The organism is Tepidibacillus sp. LV47 (genome assembly GCF_048381575.1).
GTDB lineage: Bacteria > Bacillota > Bacilli > Tepidibacillales > Tepidibacillaceae > Tepidibacillus.
On record NZ_JBLWIF010000002.1, the window covers coordinates 245,925 to 263,954 of the forward strand.

The following is an 18,030-nucleotide window of genomic DNA, read 5'->3' on the forward strand; positions in this document are numbered from 1 at the left end:
CATGTGAATAACGAGAATAACAGTATTTACTTTTGTGTATAACCCTGTTGAAAAGTTTATAAATCTGTGGATAACTTTTTTGTTTTGTATTTTCAATGAAAAATAGGTTGATTATTTATTCGTATATATGTATAATCATTCATAAGCATAAGGAATGATTAAGGGAGGATCGTTGATGAAAAGTAAAGGATTAAAAGTTGTATTATTGATGTTCTTATTTGTAGTTGGGAGTTTAGGACTTATTGGTTGTTCTTCAGAACAAACAGGAACAAAACCACAAGAAGGTCAAAAAGCTGCAGAAGAAAAAACCTACGTTGTTGTGACAAATGCAGAATTTCCTCCATTTGAATCCACCTTACCATCTGGTGAGATCGTTGGATTTGATATTGATTTGATCAATGCGATTGCCAAAGCTGAGAATATGAAAATCAAAATCCAACATCAAGGTTGGGAAGCGATGTTAAAAGCTGTAGAGACAGGGACAGCAGATATTGGTGCATCGGGAATTACCATTCGTGATGATCGTAAAGAAAAGTATGACTTTACTTCTCCATATTTTGGAGCGACCCAATTGATCTTAGTTCCTCAAGAATCGAATATCAAATCGGCAAATGACTTAAAAGGGAAAAATATTGGTTTCCAAAGTGGAACTACAGGAGAAACAGCCGCTCAAAATATTTTTGGTAAAGACTATAAAGGGTTAAAAGGATATCCTGACTTGCCAACAGCGGTGAATGACCTATTTACCGGTCGAATTGCTGCGGTCATTGGCGATAATGCCGTAGTGGCTGAATTTGTGAAAAAGAATCCTGATAAAAAGTTACAATTAATTAAGGATGATGCTTTTGAAAAAGAATATTACGGCTTTATCGTTAAAAAGGGGAACAAAGAACTTCTTGATAAGCTGGAAAGTGGATTAAAGAAAATAAAAGAAGATGGTACTTATCAGAAGATATATAATCAATATTTTGCAAATTAAATGATTGTAAAGAAGAACAATAGATAGATAAAGTGTGCGAAAAAATTAGCACACTTTTTTTTATAAAAAATAATTGATTTTTATTCTTGAGCACGTATAATAATACACGTGTGTATAAAAAAGGATAAAATATGATGAAATGGTCAGCATACAAGGATTCTAAGATACTAAGGAGGCACATTTTGTGAAAAAAGTAAAATTAGCAATATTTGTGTTGCTATTGATCATTGGTTCATTATCATTATTCGGTTGTGGTGCAAGCGACAAAGGGGACGATAACTCCAATACTGGTGGAGAAAAGACGTATAAAGTAGTAACCGATGCTACTTTTCCCCCATTTGAATCAACACTGCCATCAGGAGAAATCGTCGGTTTTGATATTGATTTGATCAAAGCGATCGCTGAAGTTCAAGGATTTAAAGTAGATATCCAACATGTTGGCTGGCAGCCGATGTTAAATGCGATTGATAATGGCAAAGGTGACATTGCCATTGCTGGAATTACCATTGATGAAGAGCGAAAGCAAAAGTATGACTTTACAGAGCCGTACTTTGATGCGACACAATATATTTTAGTTCCTGAGAATTCCAATGTAAAATCCCTTGATGATCTACAAGGACAAAACATTGGTTTTCAAAGTGGAACAACAGGAGAAAAAGCCGTCCAAAAAATTTTTGGCAAAGACTATAAAGGGGCTAAAGGATACGAAGATTTGCCAGCAGCGGTCAACGACTTATTAACAGGACGAATTGTCGCGATCGTCGGCGATAATGCCGTTGTTGGTGAGTTTGTGAAGAAGTATCCAGACAAAAAGTTAAAAGTGGTCAAAGATGACCGTTTTGAAGTTGAACATTATGGAATTATGGTCAAAAAAGGAAATACGGAATTACTCAAACAACTAAATGAAGGTTTAAAGAAAATCAAGGAGAATGGGAAATATCAAGAAATTAAAAATAAATATTTTGCTGAGTAAAAAACAAAACTGAAAATAAATGAGTGCGTGGACAACTCTGCGCACTTTTTTCCCGTATAGGAAAGTATAAAGGATCGTTTAAGAAAGAAGGGATGAAAATGGCTGAGTGGAATGCCGTTTTAGAATATAAAATCTGGTTTATCCGAGGCGTTGGCTATACCATCCTCCTTACCTCGGTAGGAGTGTTTTTTGGTACCATTATTGGCTTGTTTTTGGGGTTAGGTCAATTATCTCAACAGCGGATATTCCGTATATTAAGTCGGGCTTATGTGGATCTTTTTCGCGGGACGCCTTTATTTGTTCAGATTTTAATTGTTCATTTTGCCGTGATGCCTGCTATTTTTGGCGATGAGGCTCCATCGGCCATCTTTTCTGGATTTGTCGCTTTATCTTTAAACTCAGGTGCCTATGTGGCAGAGATCTTCCGTGCAGGGATTCAATCGATTGATAAAGGGCAAATGGAAGCGGCCCGTTCTTTGGGAATGACTTATCGTCAAGCGATGAGATATATTATTTTGCCTCAGGCATTTAAACGAATGTTACCACCTTTAGGAAATGAGTTTATTGCTTTATTAAAAGATTCGTCATTGCTCGCTGTCATTGCGACACCTGAATTAACTTATGCGGGACAAATGACGGCAAAGAATACCTTTACCTCTTTCGGTCCTTATTTAACAGTGGCAGCACTCTATTTAATCTTGACGTTAATCTTGTCTAAAGGGGTAAGAGGGTTAGAAAGGAAGTTTTCCAATGATTAAGGTAGAAGGTTTGTATAAACAATATGGTGATTTAGAAGTTTTAAAAGGAATCGATATTGAAATTCAGCCAAAAGAAGTAGTTTGCATCATTGGTCCAAGCGGTTCAGGGAAAAGTACCTTTTTACGCTGTTTAAATAAATTAGAAGATTTTCAAGCAGGAAAGGTAATTGTAAGGGGAGAAGATTTATCTGACCCTAAAATCGATGTAAACAAAGTAAGAACTCATGTGGGAATGGTTTTTCAACATTTTAATCTTTTCCCGCATATGACGGTTCTAGAGAATATCACAATTGCCCCCATTAAAGTGTTAGGAATGGAAAAAAGTAAAGCTGAAGAAATTGCCAAGAAATATTTAGGAAAAGTTGGATTATTAGATAAGGCAAATGCCTATCCTGATCAACTCTCTGGTGGACAAAAACAGAGGGTAGCGATCGCCAGAGCTTTAGCAATGGAACCGGATGTGATGCTCTTTGATGAACCTACTTCTGCTTTGGATCCGGAGATGGTTGGTGAGGTATTGGAAGTGATGAAACAGTTAGCCAAAGAAGGCATGACTATGGTTGTGGTCACTCATGAGATGGGCTTTGCAAGAGAAGTAGCTGATCGGGTCGTATTTATGGATCAAGGGCAAATTATAGAGGAGGGGAAACCAGAAGAAATCTTTTCTCAACCTAGACACCCACGGACACAATCCTTTCTTAGTAAAGTATTGTGAATTCTTATATCAATTGACGGTTCATTATGTTTTTACCATTGGTAGAATATACCGAATGATATGTGTTATAATGAAAATAGGAAAGGACAAACTTTACATTTGAAAGGAGCGGTGACCATGAATTTCATCGTTCGTGGGGACAACATTGAAGTGACTGAGGCATTAAGAGAGTATGTGGAGAAGAAAGTGGGTCGCATCGAGAAATATTTCGATACTCCTCTTACAGCACCTGTTTATGTAACAATGAAGGTGGTTCGCGATCTTCATAGTGTTGAGGTAACGATTCAACTACCAGGAGTTGTCTTGCGGGGAGAAGAACAAAACGAAGATATGTATGCTGCAATTGACCTCGTGGTGGAAAAATTAGAAAGACAGATCCGTAAACATAAAACAAAAATTAACCGAAAATTCAGGGAACAAGGAAGTCTAAAAACCCTTTTTAAAGAGGATCCTGTTGGTACAAAGGCTGATGAAGAGGAAGAAGAATTCCAAATCGTCAAGATCAAACGTTTTAATCTTAAACCAATGGATGTAGAAGAAGCCATTTTACAAATGAATATGTTGGGCCATTCCTTCTTCGTATTTTCCAATGCGGAAACCGAAGAAACCAATATTGTATATAAACGTAAAGATGGCCGTTATGGTTTAATTGAGCCAGAATTTTAATGGTAATCTGTCCAGTTTATTTTGACATATAGTGTCGGTTGGAAAACGCTCGCGAAAGTCGCGGCTTATAGAAACATACAAGCCTAGCTTATTAGGTTTGTATATTCCATAAGCAGCGACTTTTGGGAGTGTATTTTTTTTGTTTGTGCATATAAAGTATAACATAGATTGGACCTGCACCACTAGGCTTTTGCCTACATAGGATATGTCAGGAGGTGAAGAAAAATGGCATTTCTAAAATTTCTCCTTTATGTTGTCATTTTTTTCGCCATTTCAACGATAACGCAAATGGTTTATAGTGGATTGAAAAAGTCTTATTCTTTTGAGTCAGATTGGATCGCTCCTCTGTTCAGCGTGATTACAATTATGTTCTGGATGATCATCCCCTCCCATTGGTTCGTTCTCCTCCTGTTTGCGATAACATTAGGTATTACTGCCCAAGATAAAGGGAAAAACACAAAGGGGAAATTATTCTAATCTATTGCTGCCAAGCTGGCAGTTTTTTTTTTGGAACGAAATCGGCGTCAAAAACGTTATATAAATAATGGAATGAAAAGGATCAATAAAGATTTTTTGCTCCTATAATGAAAGAGTGATAAAATAAAAACTAAAACTTTTCCTGTGAGAGGAGTTGGACTTGTGTTCGGATTACTAAAAAAAGTCATCGGTGACATGAATGAACGGGAAATTAAACGTTTAAATAAAACCGTTGAAAAAATCAATCAACTTGAAGAACAAATAGGTTCCCTTTCTGATGAACAACTACATGGGAAAACATTAGAATTCAAAGAACGGTTACAAAAAGGAGAAACCCTTGACGATCTTTTGCCTGAAGCCTTTGCCGTTGTGCGTGAAGCTTCTAAGCGGGTCTTGGGAATGCGTCATTTTGATGTTCAGTTAATTGGGGGTATTGTGCTTCATGAAGGCCGTATTGCCGAGATGAAAACAGGGGAAGGGAAAACCCTTGTTGCTACCTTGCCCGCATATTTAAATGCTTTAACAGGCCAAGGGGTCCATGTTGTAACTGTTAACGATTATTTGGCACAACGGGACAGAACTACCATGGGGAAAATTTATGAATTCCTCGGTTTGACCGTTGGTTTGAATATCCATGGAATTTCGCCAGAAGAAAAACAAGCAGCTTATCAAGCAGATATCACCTACGGAACCAATAATGAGTTTGGTTTTGACTATTTACGGGATAATATGGTGTTATACAAAGAACAAATGGTTCAACGTTCTCTAAATTATGCCATCATTGACGAGGTGGATAGTATCCTCATCGATGAGGCAAGGACCCCTTTAATTATTTCTGGGACAGCTGAAAAATCCACCGATTTATACTATGCTGCTGATCGCTTTGTCAGACGTTTGGTTGCTAATGAAGATTATGCTATCGATGAAAAAGCAAATACAGTTACTTTAACCGAATCTGGTGTTGATAAAGCAGAAAAAGCCTTTGGGGTGGATAACCTTTATGATACCAATCATATGACCTTGAATCATCATATTAACCAAGCCCTAAAAGCCCATGTTTTGATGAAACGAGACCGCGACTATGTAGTAAAAGATGGAGAAGTTATTATTGTTGATGAATTCACTGGCCGCTTAATGTATGGTCGCCGTTATAGCGATGGTTTGCATCAAAGTATTGAAGCCAAAGAAGGTCTAAGGGTACAAAACGAAAGCATGACTTTAGCAACCATTACCTTGCAAAACTATTTCCGCATGTACAAAAAATTAGCAGGGATGACGGGTACAGCAAAAACAGAGGAAGAAGAATTTAAACGAATTTATGGTTTAGACGTTGTGGTGATTCCAACCAATAAACCGATGATTCGTGTTGATTTGCCTGATGTGGTATATAAAACGGAACGGGCCAAATTTAAAGCGGTCGTCGATGAAATTGTTCGTCGCCATGAGAAAAAACAACCTGTATTAGTAGGTACCATTTCCATTGAAAAATCGGAACTTTTATCCGAAATGTTGAAACGAAAAGGCATTCCCCATAATGTATTAAATGCCAAGTATCATGAGAAAGAAGCGGAAATTATCGCAAAAGCAGGCCAAGCTAGTGCGGTCACCATTGCTACCAATATGGCAGGTCGCGGTACCGATATTGTTCTTGGCGAAGGAGTTGCTGAATTAGGGGGACTTCACATTATCGGTACAGAACGGCATGAGAGTAGAAGAATTGACAACCAATTAAGAGGACGTGCTGGACGTCAAGGGGATCCTGGCTCCAGTCAATTTTTCATCTCCCTAGAAGATGATTTAATGAGAAGATTTGGTTCTGAACACATTATGAGTATGATGGATCGTTTAGGGATGGATGAGGATCAACCGATTGAAAGCAAGATGGTGACAAGGGCGATTGAATCGGCACAGAAGAAAGTGGAAGGCCATAATTTTGATATTCGCCGTGTCGTTTTGCAATATGACGATGTGATGAACCAGCAACGGGAAGTGATTTATAGTCAACGTCGCCAAGTATTAGAAAGTGACAACTTACGCGATGTCATTATCAACATGATTATGAATTTTGCAAAGCGTCTTATTGATATTCATTGTCCTGCTGAGCAAATTCAGGAAGAATGGGATTTAAAAGCATTGTTAGATCATATGCAAGCCACTTTCTTAGATGAAGGGGTAATAACGGAAAAAGATATTTGGGGCAAAGAACCAGAAGAGATTTTGGAGGTGATTCGCAAAGCGGTAGAGAGACAATATGATCGGAGAGAAGAAGAACTTGGCGAGAATATGCGCGAATTTGAAAAAGTGATTCTCCTTCGCGCTGTTGATAGCAAGTGGATGGACCATATTGATGCGATGGATCAATTGCGTCAGGGGATTCATCTTCGCGCTTATGGGCAAACGGATCCTTTACGAGAATATCAGATGGAAGGATATGAAATGTTTCAGGCGATGATCCAAGCGATCGAAGAAGAAGTGGCTACCTATATTATGAAGGCGCAAATCCAAAATAATCTTCAGCGTAAAGCAGTTGCTGTGGGGCATGCCGTAAATAATACCAATCCAGAGTCCAATTCGAAGAAAAAACCCGTTCGGGTTGGACAGAAAATCGGCCGGAATGATCCATGCCCATGTGGCAGTGGCAAAAAATATAAACATTGTCATGGAGCAGCACATTAATTTATTGACAAGATGTCAGGGTTAAAATATAATGAATTCAATTCCTTTACAATTTCATATTGGTTATGCCTCTTATCCAGAGTGGCGGAGGGACTGGCCCAGTGAAGCCCGGCAACCGACACGCAGTCTAACTGTGTTGGCAGGTGCTAATTCCAGCAGAATCTTGTGATTCTGAAAGATGAGAGGGAAAGGTCATTTGCTCCTTCTCATCGAGAAGGAGTTTTTTATTTTAATAGAAAGAGAGGAGAAACAAGATGAGTCAGGAAAAAAGTTATGAATTTGAAACGATTGCTTTACATGGAGGTCAGCAACCTGATCCAGTAACAGGTTCAAGGGCAGTACCTATCTATCAAACTACTTCTTATGTATTTAAAGACACTGATCATGCCGCGAACTTATTTGCTTTAAAAGAATCAGGTAATATTTATACCCGAATTATGAACCCAACTCAAGATGTATTTGAAAATCGCGTGGCCCAATTAGAAGGCGGAGTTGGAGCCTTGGCTCTTGCTTCTGGATCTGCAGCTATTACCTATGCGATTCTTAACATTGCTGGTGCTGGAGATGAAATCGTATCCTCAAGCAGTTTGTATGGTGGTACATATAATCTTTTCTCTACCACACTCCCTAAATTGGGAATCAAGGTTAAATTTGTTAATCAAAATGACCCAGAGAATTTTCGCCAAGCCATAACCGAAAAAACAAAAGCGATATATGCTGAAAGTATCGGTAATCCAAAAATTGATGTGCTAGATATCGAGACTGTTGCCAACATTGCCCATGAAGCAGGAATTCCTCTGATCGTGGATAATACTTTTGCTACCCCTTATCTTCTTCGTCCTTTTGATCATGGAGCCGATATCGTTGTTCATTCTGCGACCAAATTTATTGGTGGACACGGAACCGCCATTGGTGGAGTGATTGTCGACGGAGGAAAATTTAACTGGAATAATGGCAAATTTCCAGGTTTAACTGAACCAGATCCAAGCTATCATGGGGTGGTATATACAAGAGACTTTGGTTCATTAGCATATATTATCAAAGCAAGGGTTCAGTTATTAAGGGATATGGGAGCAGCGATTTCGCCTTTTAATGCTTTTTTACTCCTTCAAGGATTAGAAACACTACATTTACGAATGGAACGACATAGTGCAAATGCTTTGCAAGTGGCGCAATTTTTAGAAAACCATGATTTCGTTACTTGGGTGAATTATCCTGGACTTCCTTCAAATCCATATTATGATTTAGCGCAAAAATACCTGCCCAAAGGTCAAGGGGCAATCCTCACCTTTGGCATTAAAGGTGGAGTCGAGGAAGGAAAGAAATTTATTAACAACTTAAAACTATTCTCCCATTTAGCCAATGTCGGCGATGCCAAATCATTAGTGATTCATCCGGCAAGTACAACCCATCAACAATTATCTCTTGAAGAGCAACTTAGTGCCGGTGTTACTCCTGAAATGATTCGTTTATCCATCGGAATTGAAAATGTGAATGATCTAATTGCCGATCTCGATCAAGCCCTGCAAGCTAGCCAAAGATAGAAATAATAATGGCTTGTATGTTCTCAGGTTATAGAACATACAAGTCAGTGATATGAAAATGTAGGTTTGTATATTCCATAAGCAGCGACTTTTGGGAAGCACTTTCTCACCTAAGCGCGTTGGAATATGCAAACCTATTTTATATAACTTGTAATCCTTGGAGTGATGGGTAAACTATGGTATGATGAAATTTGAGATTTGTTCAAAGAGGTGAATCTATGTTATCAGAAAGCGAATTAAAGCATGAACTAGAAAAAATGGCCAAACGTCTGGCTGAAATTAGGGGGTCTCTTTGACGTCGATAGTAAAAAGAAAAAAATCTCAGAGTTAGAACAGATCATGGCCCAACCTAATTTCTGGGATGATAATGAAGCGGCACAAAAAGTGATTAGTGAAATCAATGCATTAAAAGAATTAACAGAGCAAATGAATAACCTTGAACAACAATATGAAGATCTGCAAGTGATGTTCGAATTAGCCCTAGAGGAACAAGATGAAACGATGCTTGCGGACATAGAGAAAAGTATTAAGTCATTAAGCAAACGGTTTTCGGAATTTGAACTTCAGCTATTACTTAATGAACCATATGACAAAAATAATGCCATTTTAGAAATTCACCCTGGTGCAGGGGGAACGGAATCACAGGATTGGGCCTCGATGTTACTGCGAATGTATACAAGGTGGGCTGAAGATCATGGCTATAAGGTAGAAACCTTAGACTATTTGGCTGGTGAAGAAGCAGGGGTGAAAAGTGTAACCCTTTTGATTAAAGGTCGTAATGCTTATGGTTATTTAAAAGCGGAAAAAGGAGTTCATCGTCTGGTTCGCATTTCTCCTTTTGATGCATCAGGAAGGCGTCATACTTCTTTTAGTTCTGTTAATGTTCTGCCTGAGATTGAGGAGGATATCGATATTGAGATTCGCCCCGAGGATTTAAAAATCGATACTTATCGTTCCAGTGGTGCTGGTGGCCAACATGTCAATACTACCGATTCAGCGGTTCGGATCACTCACCTTCCTACGAATATTGTGGTCACTTGTCAATCAGAACGTTCTCAGATTAAGAATAGGGAAAAAGCGATGAAGATTCTAAAAGCGAGATTGTATGAAAAACAACGGGAAGAACAAGAAAAAGAATTAGCCGCATTACGTGGGGAACAAAAGGAAATCGGCTGGGGAAGCCAAATCCGTTCTTATGTCTTTCATCCTTATTCTCTAGTGAAAGACCATCGAACCAATGTTGAGGTAGGAAATGTGAATGCCGTTATGGATGGAGAGATCGATATTTTTATCGATGCCTACTTAAAAAATAAAATCGCCAATCAAAATCACTAAATCACATTTTGATGGAGGGAAGAATATGCCTTTAGATGAACAAACACATGTTTCATTAAAGAAAATTGCGAACACCATTCGGCAAGATATTGTCAAAATGGTAGCTGAAGCCAAGTCCGGTCACCCGGGTGGTTCTTTATCTGCCGCAGACATTGTTACCTATTTATACTTTCATGAGATGAAGATTGATCCTCAGAATCCTCAAGACCCAGATCGTGACCGCTTTGTTTTAAGTAAAGGTCATGCGAGTCCTGTTCTTTACGCTGCTCTAGCAGAAAAGGGATTTTTTCCAAAAGAAGAGCTAATGACTTTCAGGAAGATTAATTCTCGACTCCAAGGACACCCAAGTCGTAAATCCCTACCAGGAGTAGAACAAAGTACAGGTTCCTTGGGCCAAGGATTATCTTCTGCCAATGGTATGGCCCTTGGCGGGAAATTAGATCAAAGAGATTATCGGGTCTATGTCATGATTGGTGACGGGGAAATCCAAGAGGGAATGATCTGGGAAGCAGCTATGGCAGCTGCTCATTACAAATTGGACAATCTAACTGCAATCCTTGATTACAACCATCTGCAAATTGATGGTCCTGTTGAAGATATTCTCAATCCAGCACCAGTTGATGAGAAATTCCGCGCATTTGGTTGGCATGTGATTGAAATTGATGGCCATGATCTGAATCAAATTCATGATGCGATTCAAGAGGCAAAACAAACCAAAGGGAAACCAACCTTAATTATTGCCAACACTATAAAAGGAAAAGGTGTATCCTTTATGGAAAATCAGGTCGGTTGGCATGGAACGGCTCCAAATGAAGAACAATTACAACAAGCATTAGCAGAATTGGGAGGGAAGCAAAATGACTAAAATCGCAACCCGTGATGCATATGGGAAAGCATTACTTGAAATTGGGGATAAATATCCAAACGTTGTTGTTTTAGATGCTGATCTTGCGAAATCAACGAAGACCATTGATTTTGCTAAGAAATATCCGGATCGTTTCTTTGATATGGGAATTGCTGAAGCTAATATGATTGGCACAGCTGCAGGTCTTGCAACCACAGGAAAAATTCCTTTTGTTAGTACATTTGCTCTCTTTGGGACCCTTCGTGTGGGAGATATGATTCGTAACTCCATTTGTTATCCTAAACTCAATGTAAAGATTGTCGTCACCCACTCTGGACTCACTTTAGGCGAAGATGGTGCTTCCCACCAAGCTGTGGAAGATGTTGCGATGATGAGAGCGATTCCCAATATGACCGTGATTGTTCCAGCAGATGCAGAAGAAACAAGACAAGCCATTCATGCAGCAGTAGAATATGATGGACCGATGTACATTCGTTTAGGCCGTCCAGCCGTTCCTGTTATTTTTGATGAAAATTACAAATTTGAGATTGGCAAAGGGACAGTTCTAAAAGATGGGACAGATGTAACTATCATTGCCATGGGTGTGATGGTAAGTCCTGCTCTTGAAGCGGCAAAACAATTGGAGCAAGAAGGAATTTCTGCTCGTGTGGTCAACATGTCTTCAGTGAAGCCAATTGATAAGGAGATCATCATCAAGGCTGCTAAAGAAACGAAGGGAATCGTCACTGCTGAAGAACATAATATTTATGGCGGTTTAGGAAGTGCAGTTGCTGAAGTGGTTACTGAACACGCACCAACGATTGTAAAACGCGTCGGTGTAGAAGATACTTTTGGTGAATCAGGAAAGCCTGATGAGTTATTAGAAAAGTACGGCTTAACCGCTGAACATATCATCAAAAAAGCAAAAGAAATCGTCAATCAATAGGACTGTATAGAAATGAAATAAAAAATGGAGGGATATTTCAATATCTCTCCATTTTTTATACTCTAAAACGGAACCCGTTAGGGCTATGCCCGTTTTTTTATTGGACCCACAGCTTAAACAAACCCTCAGTAATTCCTAAATTATACATATAATAAATTCCAAATATTGTACTTAATACCCCAGCAAAAATCGTTAAGGATTGATTCATCTGAACATGTTTTGCACTCAAAACAAAAGGAATACCGATCAGGGTTGTAAAGGTTAACATACTAAGAGTTGTGCCAATCCCGAAAACGAGAATATAAATGGCTCCTTCCAACGGACTATGTACGGTAGACATCGTCAAAATAATCATGGCTGCACTGCCTGCTAGTCCATGAATAAAACCAATCATTAAAGATTTTAAATAGGAAGTCTTCTTTTCGTCTTTTGGATGGTCATGAGCATGATGACGGTGATGAAAATGGCTATGAATGACCCCATCATGTTCATGCTGATGAACATGGATTTTATTCTTTTTGTAGGTAAGAATCGTTGAGACTCCAAGAACCACAAGCATAATCCCAACCAAAAATTCTAAGGACATAGCCCATGTTTCTGGAATTTCTCCTTTAATCCAAATGAAAGAGATCCCAACAATAAAAATCGTTGCTGTGTGTCCTATCCCCCAAAAAACACCTGCCAATGTGGAGCGCCAAAGACTTTTGCTTTGACTGGCAATGGTAGAGACAGCGATGATATGGTCAGGCTCAATGGCGTGTTTCATTCCGAGGACAAATCCGATCATTAACACTTCTAAAAAGCCAACTTCCACCCAGATCCCCTCTTCTCTTGTAACTTAAAAAATTTATTGTCTATTCATCATTATAAAGATAAGTTAAAAATGTTGGAAGTCATTTCAAAAAAAATTTATTATTTTTAGAGAATTTAATATAAATGAGATGAATTATGAATATTTATAATATTAGCGAATTATAGATCTTATTAAGTTGGAAATTAAGGTATAAATCTAGTATTTCTACTATGAATATATTGTCTATATGTCGTAATTTATGAATAATTTGTGAACAAAATAATTGTATAATCTTTCTTTTTATAATAATAAGTGCTACTATTTTTATATGATATAATGTTTTAAAAATTATAAATCAAATATTTTATTATTATGATTCTAGAAAAGATGGGGGAGAAAAGAATGGATGGGGAGAAAACGATTTTAGAATCGGCTCTGGAAAGGGGGATTTCTCGTCGACGTTTCTTACAGATGTGTACGGCGTTGGCTGCTACAATGGGTTTAAGTTTTTCTCAAACAGATGTTGTAGTAAAGGCCATGGAAACTAAAAAACGTGTTCCAGTGATTTGGCTACAAATGCAAGACTGTACCGGTTGTTCTGAATCATTTATACGCTCTACTCATCCTAAAGCTGAAAGCGTTTTACTAGAGATGATTTCGCTAGAATATAGTGAAGTCTTATCTGCTGCTTCTGGTCACCATATTGAGGCAGCACGTCAAAATGTCCTTAAAAAATATAATGGGGAGTATGTCTTAGTTGTAGAAGGAAGTATTCCTTTAAAGGATGACTTTTTAATGATTGGTGGAAGGTCTGCAAAAGAACTTCTTCTTGAAACAGCAAAAGGAGCAATGGCGGTAATCACTTATGGAAGTTGTTCTTCTTGGGGGGGAATTGCAGCAGCCAAGCCTAATCCGACACACGCAGTACCTGTTACTGATTTGATTAAAGATAAACCCGTCATTCGAATACCAGGTTGTCCACCAATTGCCGAAGTAATGACGGGTGTAATTGCCCATATTATCACGTTTGGGACGATTCCTGAACTGGACAATCAGAAGAGGCCAAAAGCTTTCTATCAACACAGAGTTCATGATACATGTAACCGTCGTGCGTATTTTGATGCAGGCCTGTTTGCAGAAAGCTTTGATGATGAAGGAACAAAACAAGGATATTGTTTATATAAACTCGGCTGTAAAGGTCCTACTACATATAGTTCTTGTGCACAAATTCGCTGGAATGGTGGGGTGAGCTTCCCTATCCAATCAGGCAATCCATGTATTGGTTGTACGGAAAATCAATTTTGGGATAAAGGTCCTTTCTATGTTCGTCAGGCAGAAATCCCTGGTACACAAACGACGATCAATCCTGAAAAAGTTGGCCTCTACGCAACAGGGGCTGCATTAGCAGGTGTTGCTATTCATGCATCAGTTACCGCGATGAAAAAAGACCATAAAAAACAAGAAATCTCAATAAATAGAGGTGAATAATCAATGGAGCGATTGGTGATCGATCCAGTTAGTCGAATAGAAGGGCATTTAAGAATTGAAGCAGATTTTAATAACGGAGTGATTAAAGATGCTTTTAGTTCGGGAACATCGGTAAGGGGGATTGAACTTATTGTTCAAGGTAGGGACCCAAGAGATGTTTGGGCCTATGTTCAAAGGATCTGTGGAGTTTGTACCACTGTCCATGCCTTGTCCTCCGTCCGTTCCGTTGAAGATGCTTTGGATATTCATATTCCTCGAAATGCTCATTTAATCAGAGAGATGATGAATGAAACTTTATTTGTCCATGACCATGTGGTTCATTTTTATCACTTGCATGCTTTAGACTGGGTGGATGTGGTTAATGCATTAAAAGCAGACCCTGCTGAGACAAGTCGCATTGCTCAGTCGATCTCGGATTGGCCAAAATCTTCTGTTGGTTATTTTAAAGAGGTTCAAAATAAAATTAAAAAATTAGTGGATAGTGGGCAACTGGGTATTTTTGCAAACGGCTATTGGGGCCATCCTGCTTATAAGTTACCACCTGAGGTCAATCTACTTGCAGTAGCTCATTATCTTGAAGCACTAGATTGGCAAAAAGAAGTGGTAAAAATTCAAACAATCTTTGGAGGAAAGAACCCTCATCCATTTTATGTGGTTGGTGGAATGGCGACTCCACTCAATATCAATAGTGATACAGGCGTGAATGCAGAACGATTAGCTTATATTTCCCAACTCATTGATGACGCAATAGAATTTGTGAACAAAGTCTATATTCCTGACCTTTTAACTATAGGCTCATACTATAAAGATTGGACCTATGGGGGAGGATTAAACAATTACTTGGTTTATGGGGATTTTTCCACGAGTGATTGGAAGGAAGTAAAGGATTACCGAATGCCTCGTGGTGTTATCCTTGACGGTGATTTAAGTAAAGTTTATGATGTTGATCCAAGAGATCCAGAACAAATCAAGGAATTTATTGATCGTTCTTGGTATACCTATGATGGGCAAGGAACAGGTGCTAGGCATCCTTGGGAAGGGGAAACCACACTAAATTATAATGGTCCAAAAGCACCTTATAAAAATTTAAACACGGATGATAAATATAGTTGGTTAAAATCCCCACGTTGGAAGAACAAACCGATGGAAACAGGTCCGTTAGCTCGGATGTTAGTAGGATATGCGCTAGGCAAAAAAGAGTTTGTTGAGATTATCGACAGCACTTTGAAAAAATTAGATTTACCGATCACTGCGATGCAGTCTGCTTTGGGTAGAACGTTAGCAAGAGGACTTGAAACGGTTTTAATTTCCAATTGGTTACGCAACGATATGGATGAACTATTGAAGAATATCAAGAATGGGGATCAAACAACATTTGACCGTACAAAGTGGGAACCAAGTACATGGCCAAAACAAACAAAAGGTGTAGGCTGGATGGAGGCTCCTCGCGGTTCGTTAGGTCACTGGATTGAAATTGAAGATGGGAAGACAAAAAATTACCAAGCGGTTGTTCCAACGACTTGGAATGCTTCACCAAGAATTGATGATCAAAATGTGGGCGCGTATGAAGCCGCGTTAAGAGGTACGCCTGTTTTAGATCCAGAAAGACCTATCGAAATTCTCAGGGTTATCCATTCCTTTGACCCATGTTTGGCTTGTGCTGTTCATTTGACAGACTTAGAAAATGAAAAAATGACCGAACTGAAAATTGGTTATTAGGAGGGGAAAATTGATGTCGATCCCTACTGAACCAAATCCAATTCCTAGGTATCAGCCTGAATTTACCTTTGACCCAAACCATGTAAGCAGAAATATGAAAGGAAACTTCACAAAAGTCTATGTATGGGAGCTTCCAGTACGTATATTCCATTGGATCAATGCCCTTGCCATCATCATCTTGATGATTACAGGTGTTTATATTGCTCATCCTTTTGTTGCTGCTTCGGTCCAAGGAGAAGCTTATTATTCCTATTTGATGGGCTGGGTCCGTTATATTCACTTTTTTACTGCTTTTGTTTTTACGATCAATTTACTTGTTCGGTTCTATTGGGTTTTTGTTGGGAATCAATATGCAAAGTCTAATCCGCTACGAAAAGAGTTTTGGAAGGGAACATTTGAAACACTTAAATTTTATCTATTCTTAAAAAATAAGAAAAAACATTATATTGGCCATAACGCCTTAGCTGAACTAAGCTACTGGATTTTTATTGGCGCAGGATCACTGATCATGATGTTTACTGGATACTACTTATATTTTGAACCCAATCCAGAATCGTTTTGGGGGAAATTCTTTTCTTGGGTTCCATACCTTTTTGGTGGAGATAGTTTTTCCGTTCGATCTTGGCATCATCTTGTGGCATGGGGATTTATGGTGTTTATGGTGATCCATATTTATATGGCATTTCGTGAAGATTGGCTCACAAGAAACGGAACGGTATCTTCCATTTTCACAGGTTACAAGTTTGAATGCGAACATAGAAACTGAAGGTGTGTAACAGATGATGACAGAAGAAAAGAAAGAAAAAAAAATCATTATTATTGGCATTGGCAACACCCTCTATTCTGATGAGGGTGTTGGCGTGCATATTCTTCCTTATTTACGGGAACTTCTACCAGAGTCACCTTATCTTGAGATCGTAGAAGGGACAACGGATGGAATCAAATTATTAGAACCCGTTGAGGAAGCTGATTATTTGATTATCATTGATGCGATCAATGCGGGAAAACTGGCAGGAGAACTAATAACCATTGAGGATGAGGAAATACCCAAGTATTACGGGATCAAAATGTCAATTCATCAAGTGGGTTTTCAAGAAGTATTATCTGCAGCCAAACTTCGGGAAAGATTACCCGAAAAAATGATCATGTTTGGTATTCAGCCCTATTCCCTTCAATTAGGTCTTGAATTATCAGAAACGGTTCAAAAACAATTGCCAAAGCTCATAGAAAAAGTAGTTCAACAGGTTAAAATTTGGAGGGAAACCATGTGAACCGGGCAGAGTTCTTATCTCAGATGAAAAAGAGCCTTTTTGGGGCTGCAAAAGAATTTGTTTCCCCTTTGATAGAAGAGGATTTTGAGAAGATCGATCAATTTCTTGATGAGATGGCTGGGATGAAATGGCTCCCTCTTGGTCAGCTTCATCCCAATGAGTTTATAGGAGTTAAGGATCTTTTTTTGGAGAATCGTTCGATTAGTCTTTATTCTAATGGGAAAGAGATGAAAGCCCTGGATAAAACCTGTCCAGCCTGTCATTCCTTGATTCATTGGATTCCTTTTGAAAAGAAATTGATCTGTCTGGCATGTAATAAGCAATATTTTATTGAAAAAAGTGAAGGCGAATTCACTCCAAAGTTTTACTCTTTAAAAGAAAAAAATGGTAAATGGTTTATTTTAGTAGAAAGGGGAGGATGAAGATGCATGAAATGGCCTTGATGGGTGATATCCTCCAATTAATTGAAGAAGATGCGAGAAAGAGGAATATCAAAAAAATAGAAGCAGTAGAATTAATAGTTGGAGAATTGAGTAATGCACTGCCAGATGCATTAGAAATGGCTTTTGATGTATATAAATCTCAGGGGTTTGATTTTCTGGACAGGAATGCCAAGCTAACCATCATTCATGAGAAAGCAAAAGCCAAATGTGTGATTTGTGAATTAGAGTATATGCCGGAACAACGGATTGCGGTATGTCCTGTATGTAACTTTCCGAGTGGGAAGTTGATTGCTGGGGAAACGTTTAAAGTGAAATCTTACAAAGGAAATTAGATAGGTTTGTATAGGGTTGGAATATACAAACCACGAAAAGCTATGTGTCAAAGTTGTGTACAATCTTTACA

The 18,030-nt window shown here is 38.5% G+C and carries 18 protein-coding genes and 1 riboswitch; of the genes, 17 read left to right on the top strand and 1 reads right to left on the bottom strand.

Going from position 1 to position 18,030, the window contains the following annotated elements; genetic code table 11:
• Positions 1 to 175: 175 nt before the first annotated feature.
• The 11 genes from ACMW72_RS04375 (at position 176) to ACMW72_RS04425 (ending at position 11,913) form a co-directional block, all read left to right on the top strand.
• The gene (locus tag ACMW72_RS04375; RefSeq protein ID WP_418367615.1) at positions 176 to 979 is read left to right on the top strand and encodes a basic amino acid ABC transporter substrate-binding protein; all 804 of its coding nucleotides are present in this window, start codon (positions 176 to 178) and stop codon (positions 977 to 979) included.
• A 184-nt stretch (positions 980 to 1,163) separates the two neighbouring features.
• On the top strand, positions 1,164 to 1,952 hold the full coding sequence (locus ACMW72_RS04380) for a basic amino acid ABC transporter substrate-binding protein (protein ID WP_418367616.1): 789 nt from the start codon (positions 1,164 to 1,166) through the stop codon (positions 1,950 to 1,952).
• 98 nt (positions 1,953 to 2,050) lie between these two features.
• Positions 2,051 to 2,710, top strand: coding sequence for an amino acid ABC transporter permease (locus tag ACMW72_RS04385; protein ID WP_418367617.1), 660 nt, complete (start codon positions 2,051 to 2,053; stop codon positions 2,708 to 2,710).
• Positions 2,703 to 3,425 (top strand): amino acid ABC transporter ATP-binding protein, encoded by a 723-nt coding sequence (locus ACMW72_RS04390; RefSeq protein WP_418367618.1) that lies wholly within the window; start codon positions 2,703 to 2,705, stop codon positions 3,423 to 3,425. The genes ACMW72_RS04385 and ACMW72_RS04390 overlap by 8 nt, the downstream gene beginning before the upstream one ends.
• A 117-nt stretch (positions 3,426 to 3,542) precedes the next feature.
• Positions 3,543 to 4,091: a ribosome hibernation-promoting factor, HPF/YfiA family gene (hpf, locus tag ACMW72_RS04395; protein ID WP_418367619.1), complete on the top strand. Its 549-nt coding sequence runs from the start codon at positions 3,543 to 3,545 to the stop codon at positions 4,089 to 4,091.
• A gap of 225 nt (positions 4,092 to 4,316) precedes the next feature.
• Positions 4,317 to 4,568, top strand: coding sequence for a hypothetical protein (locus ACMW72_RS04400; protein ID WP_418367620.1), 252 nt, complete (start codon positions 4,317 to 4,319; stop codon positions 4,566 to 4,568).
• Positions 4,569 to 4,730: 162 nt separating this feature from the next.
• Positions 4,731 to 7,244, top strand: coding sequence for an accessory Sec system translocase SecA2 (gene secA2, locus ACMW72_RS04405; protein ID WP_418367621.1), 2,514 nt, complete (start codon positions 4,731 to 4,733; stop codon positions 7,242 to 7,244).
• A 69-nt stretch (positions 7,245 to 7,313) separates the two neighbouring features.
• Positions 7,314 to 7,429: riboswitch (SAM riboswitch) on the top strand.
• Positions 7,430 to 7,498: 69 nt separating this feature from the next.
• On the top strand, positions 7,499 to 8,788 hold the full coding sequence (locus tag ACMW72_RS04410; protein ID WP_418367622.1) for a homocysteine synthase: 1,290 nt from the start codon (positions 7,499 to 7,501) through the stop codon (positions 8,786 to 8,788).
• A 218-nt stretch (positions 8,789 to 9,006) separates the two neighbouring features.
• Positions 9,007 to 10,123 (top strand): peptide chain release factor 2 gene (prfB, locus tag ACMW72_RS04415; RefSeq protein ID WP_418367623.1). Its coding sequence is split into 2 segments (ribosomal slippage): positions 9,007 to 9,081 and positions 9,083 to 10,123, totalling 1,116 coding nucleotides; the frame shifts between segments, so codons are not numbered across the junction.
• A 25-nt stretch (positions 10,124 to 10,148) separates the two neighbouring features.
• Complete coding sequence (locus ACMW72_RS04420) at positions 10,149 to 10,988, top strand: transketolase (RefSeq protein ID WP_418367624.1); 840 nt, start codon at positions 10,149 to 10,151, stop codon at positions 10,986 to 10,988.
• Entirely contained in the window at positions 10,981 to 11,913 is a 933-nt protein-coding gene (locus tag ACMW72_RS04425) for a transketolase family protein (protein WP_418367625.1), read from the top strand. The genes ACMW72_RS04420 and ACMW72_RS04425 overlap by 8 nt, the downstream gene beginning before the upstream one ends.
• 97 nt (positions 11,914 to 12,010) lie before the next feature.
• On the opposite strand, the gene ACMW72_RS04430 is transcribed toward ACMW72_RS04425, so the two are convergent.
• A complete protein-coding gene (locus ACMW72_RS04430) occupies positions 12,011 to 12,727 on the bottom strand; it encodes a sulfite exporter TauE/SafE family protein (protein ID WP_418367626.1) in 717 nt (238 codons plus the stop codon).
• Between the two features lie 381 nt (positions 12,728 to 13,108).
• On the opposite strand from ACMW72_RS04430, the gene ACMW72_RS04435 reads away from it, so the two are divergent.
• From ACMW72_RS04435 to ACMW72_RS04460, 6 genes are all read left to right on the top strand, one after another.
• Entirely contained in the window at positions 13,109 to 14,194 is a 1,086-nt protein-coding gene (locus tag ACMW72_RS04435; protein ID WP_418367627.1) for a hydrogenase small subunit, read from the top strand.
• Positions 14,195 to 14,197: 3 nt separating this feature from the next.
• Positions 14,198 to 15,913, top strand: coding sequence for a nickel-dependent hydrogenase large subunit (locus ACMW72_RS04440; RefSeq protein WP_418367628.1), 1,716 nt, complete (start codon positions 14,198 to 14,200; stop codon positions 15,911 to 15,913).
• 94 nt (positions 15,914 to 16,007) lie between these two features.
• Positions 16,008 to 16,679, top strand: a complete 672-nt coding sequence (gene cybH, locus ACMW72_RS04445; RefSeq protein ID WP_418367721.1) for a Ni/Fe-hydrogenase, b-type cytochrome subunit — start codon at positions 16,008 to 16,010, stop codon at positions 16,677 to 16,679.
• A gap of 13 nt (positions 16,680 to 16,692) precedes the next feature.
• Positions 16,693 to 17,184: a HyaD/HybD family hydrogenase maturation endopeptidase gene (locus tag ACMW72_RS04450; RefSeq protein WP_418367629.1), complete on the top strand. Its 492-nt coding sequence runs from the start codon at positions 16,693 to 16,695 to the stop codon at positions 17,182 to 17,184.
• On the top strand, positions 17,181 to 17,606 hold the full coding sequence (locus ACMW72_RS04455) for a Rieske (2Fe-2S) protein (protein WP_418367630.1): 426 nt from the start codon (positions 17,181 to 17,183) through the stop codon (positions 17,604 to 17,606). Before ACMW72_RS04450 ends, ACMW72_RS04455 begins: the two co-directional genes overlap by 4 nt.
• A 2-nt stretch (positions 17,607 to 17,608) precedes the next feature.
• Entirely contained in the window at positions 17,609 to 17,959 is a 351-nt protein-coding gene (locus ACMW72_RS04460; RefSeq protein ID WP_418367631.1) for a hydrogenase maturation nickel metallochaperone HypA, read from the top strand.
• The last annotated feature ends 71 nt before the right edge of the window (positions 17,960 to 18,030 follow it).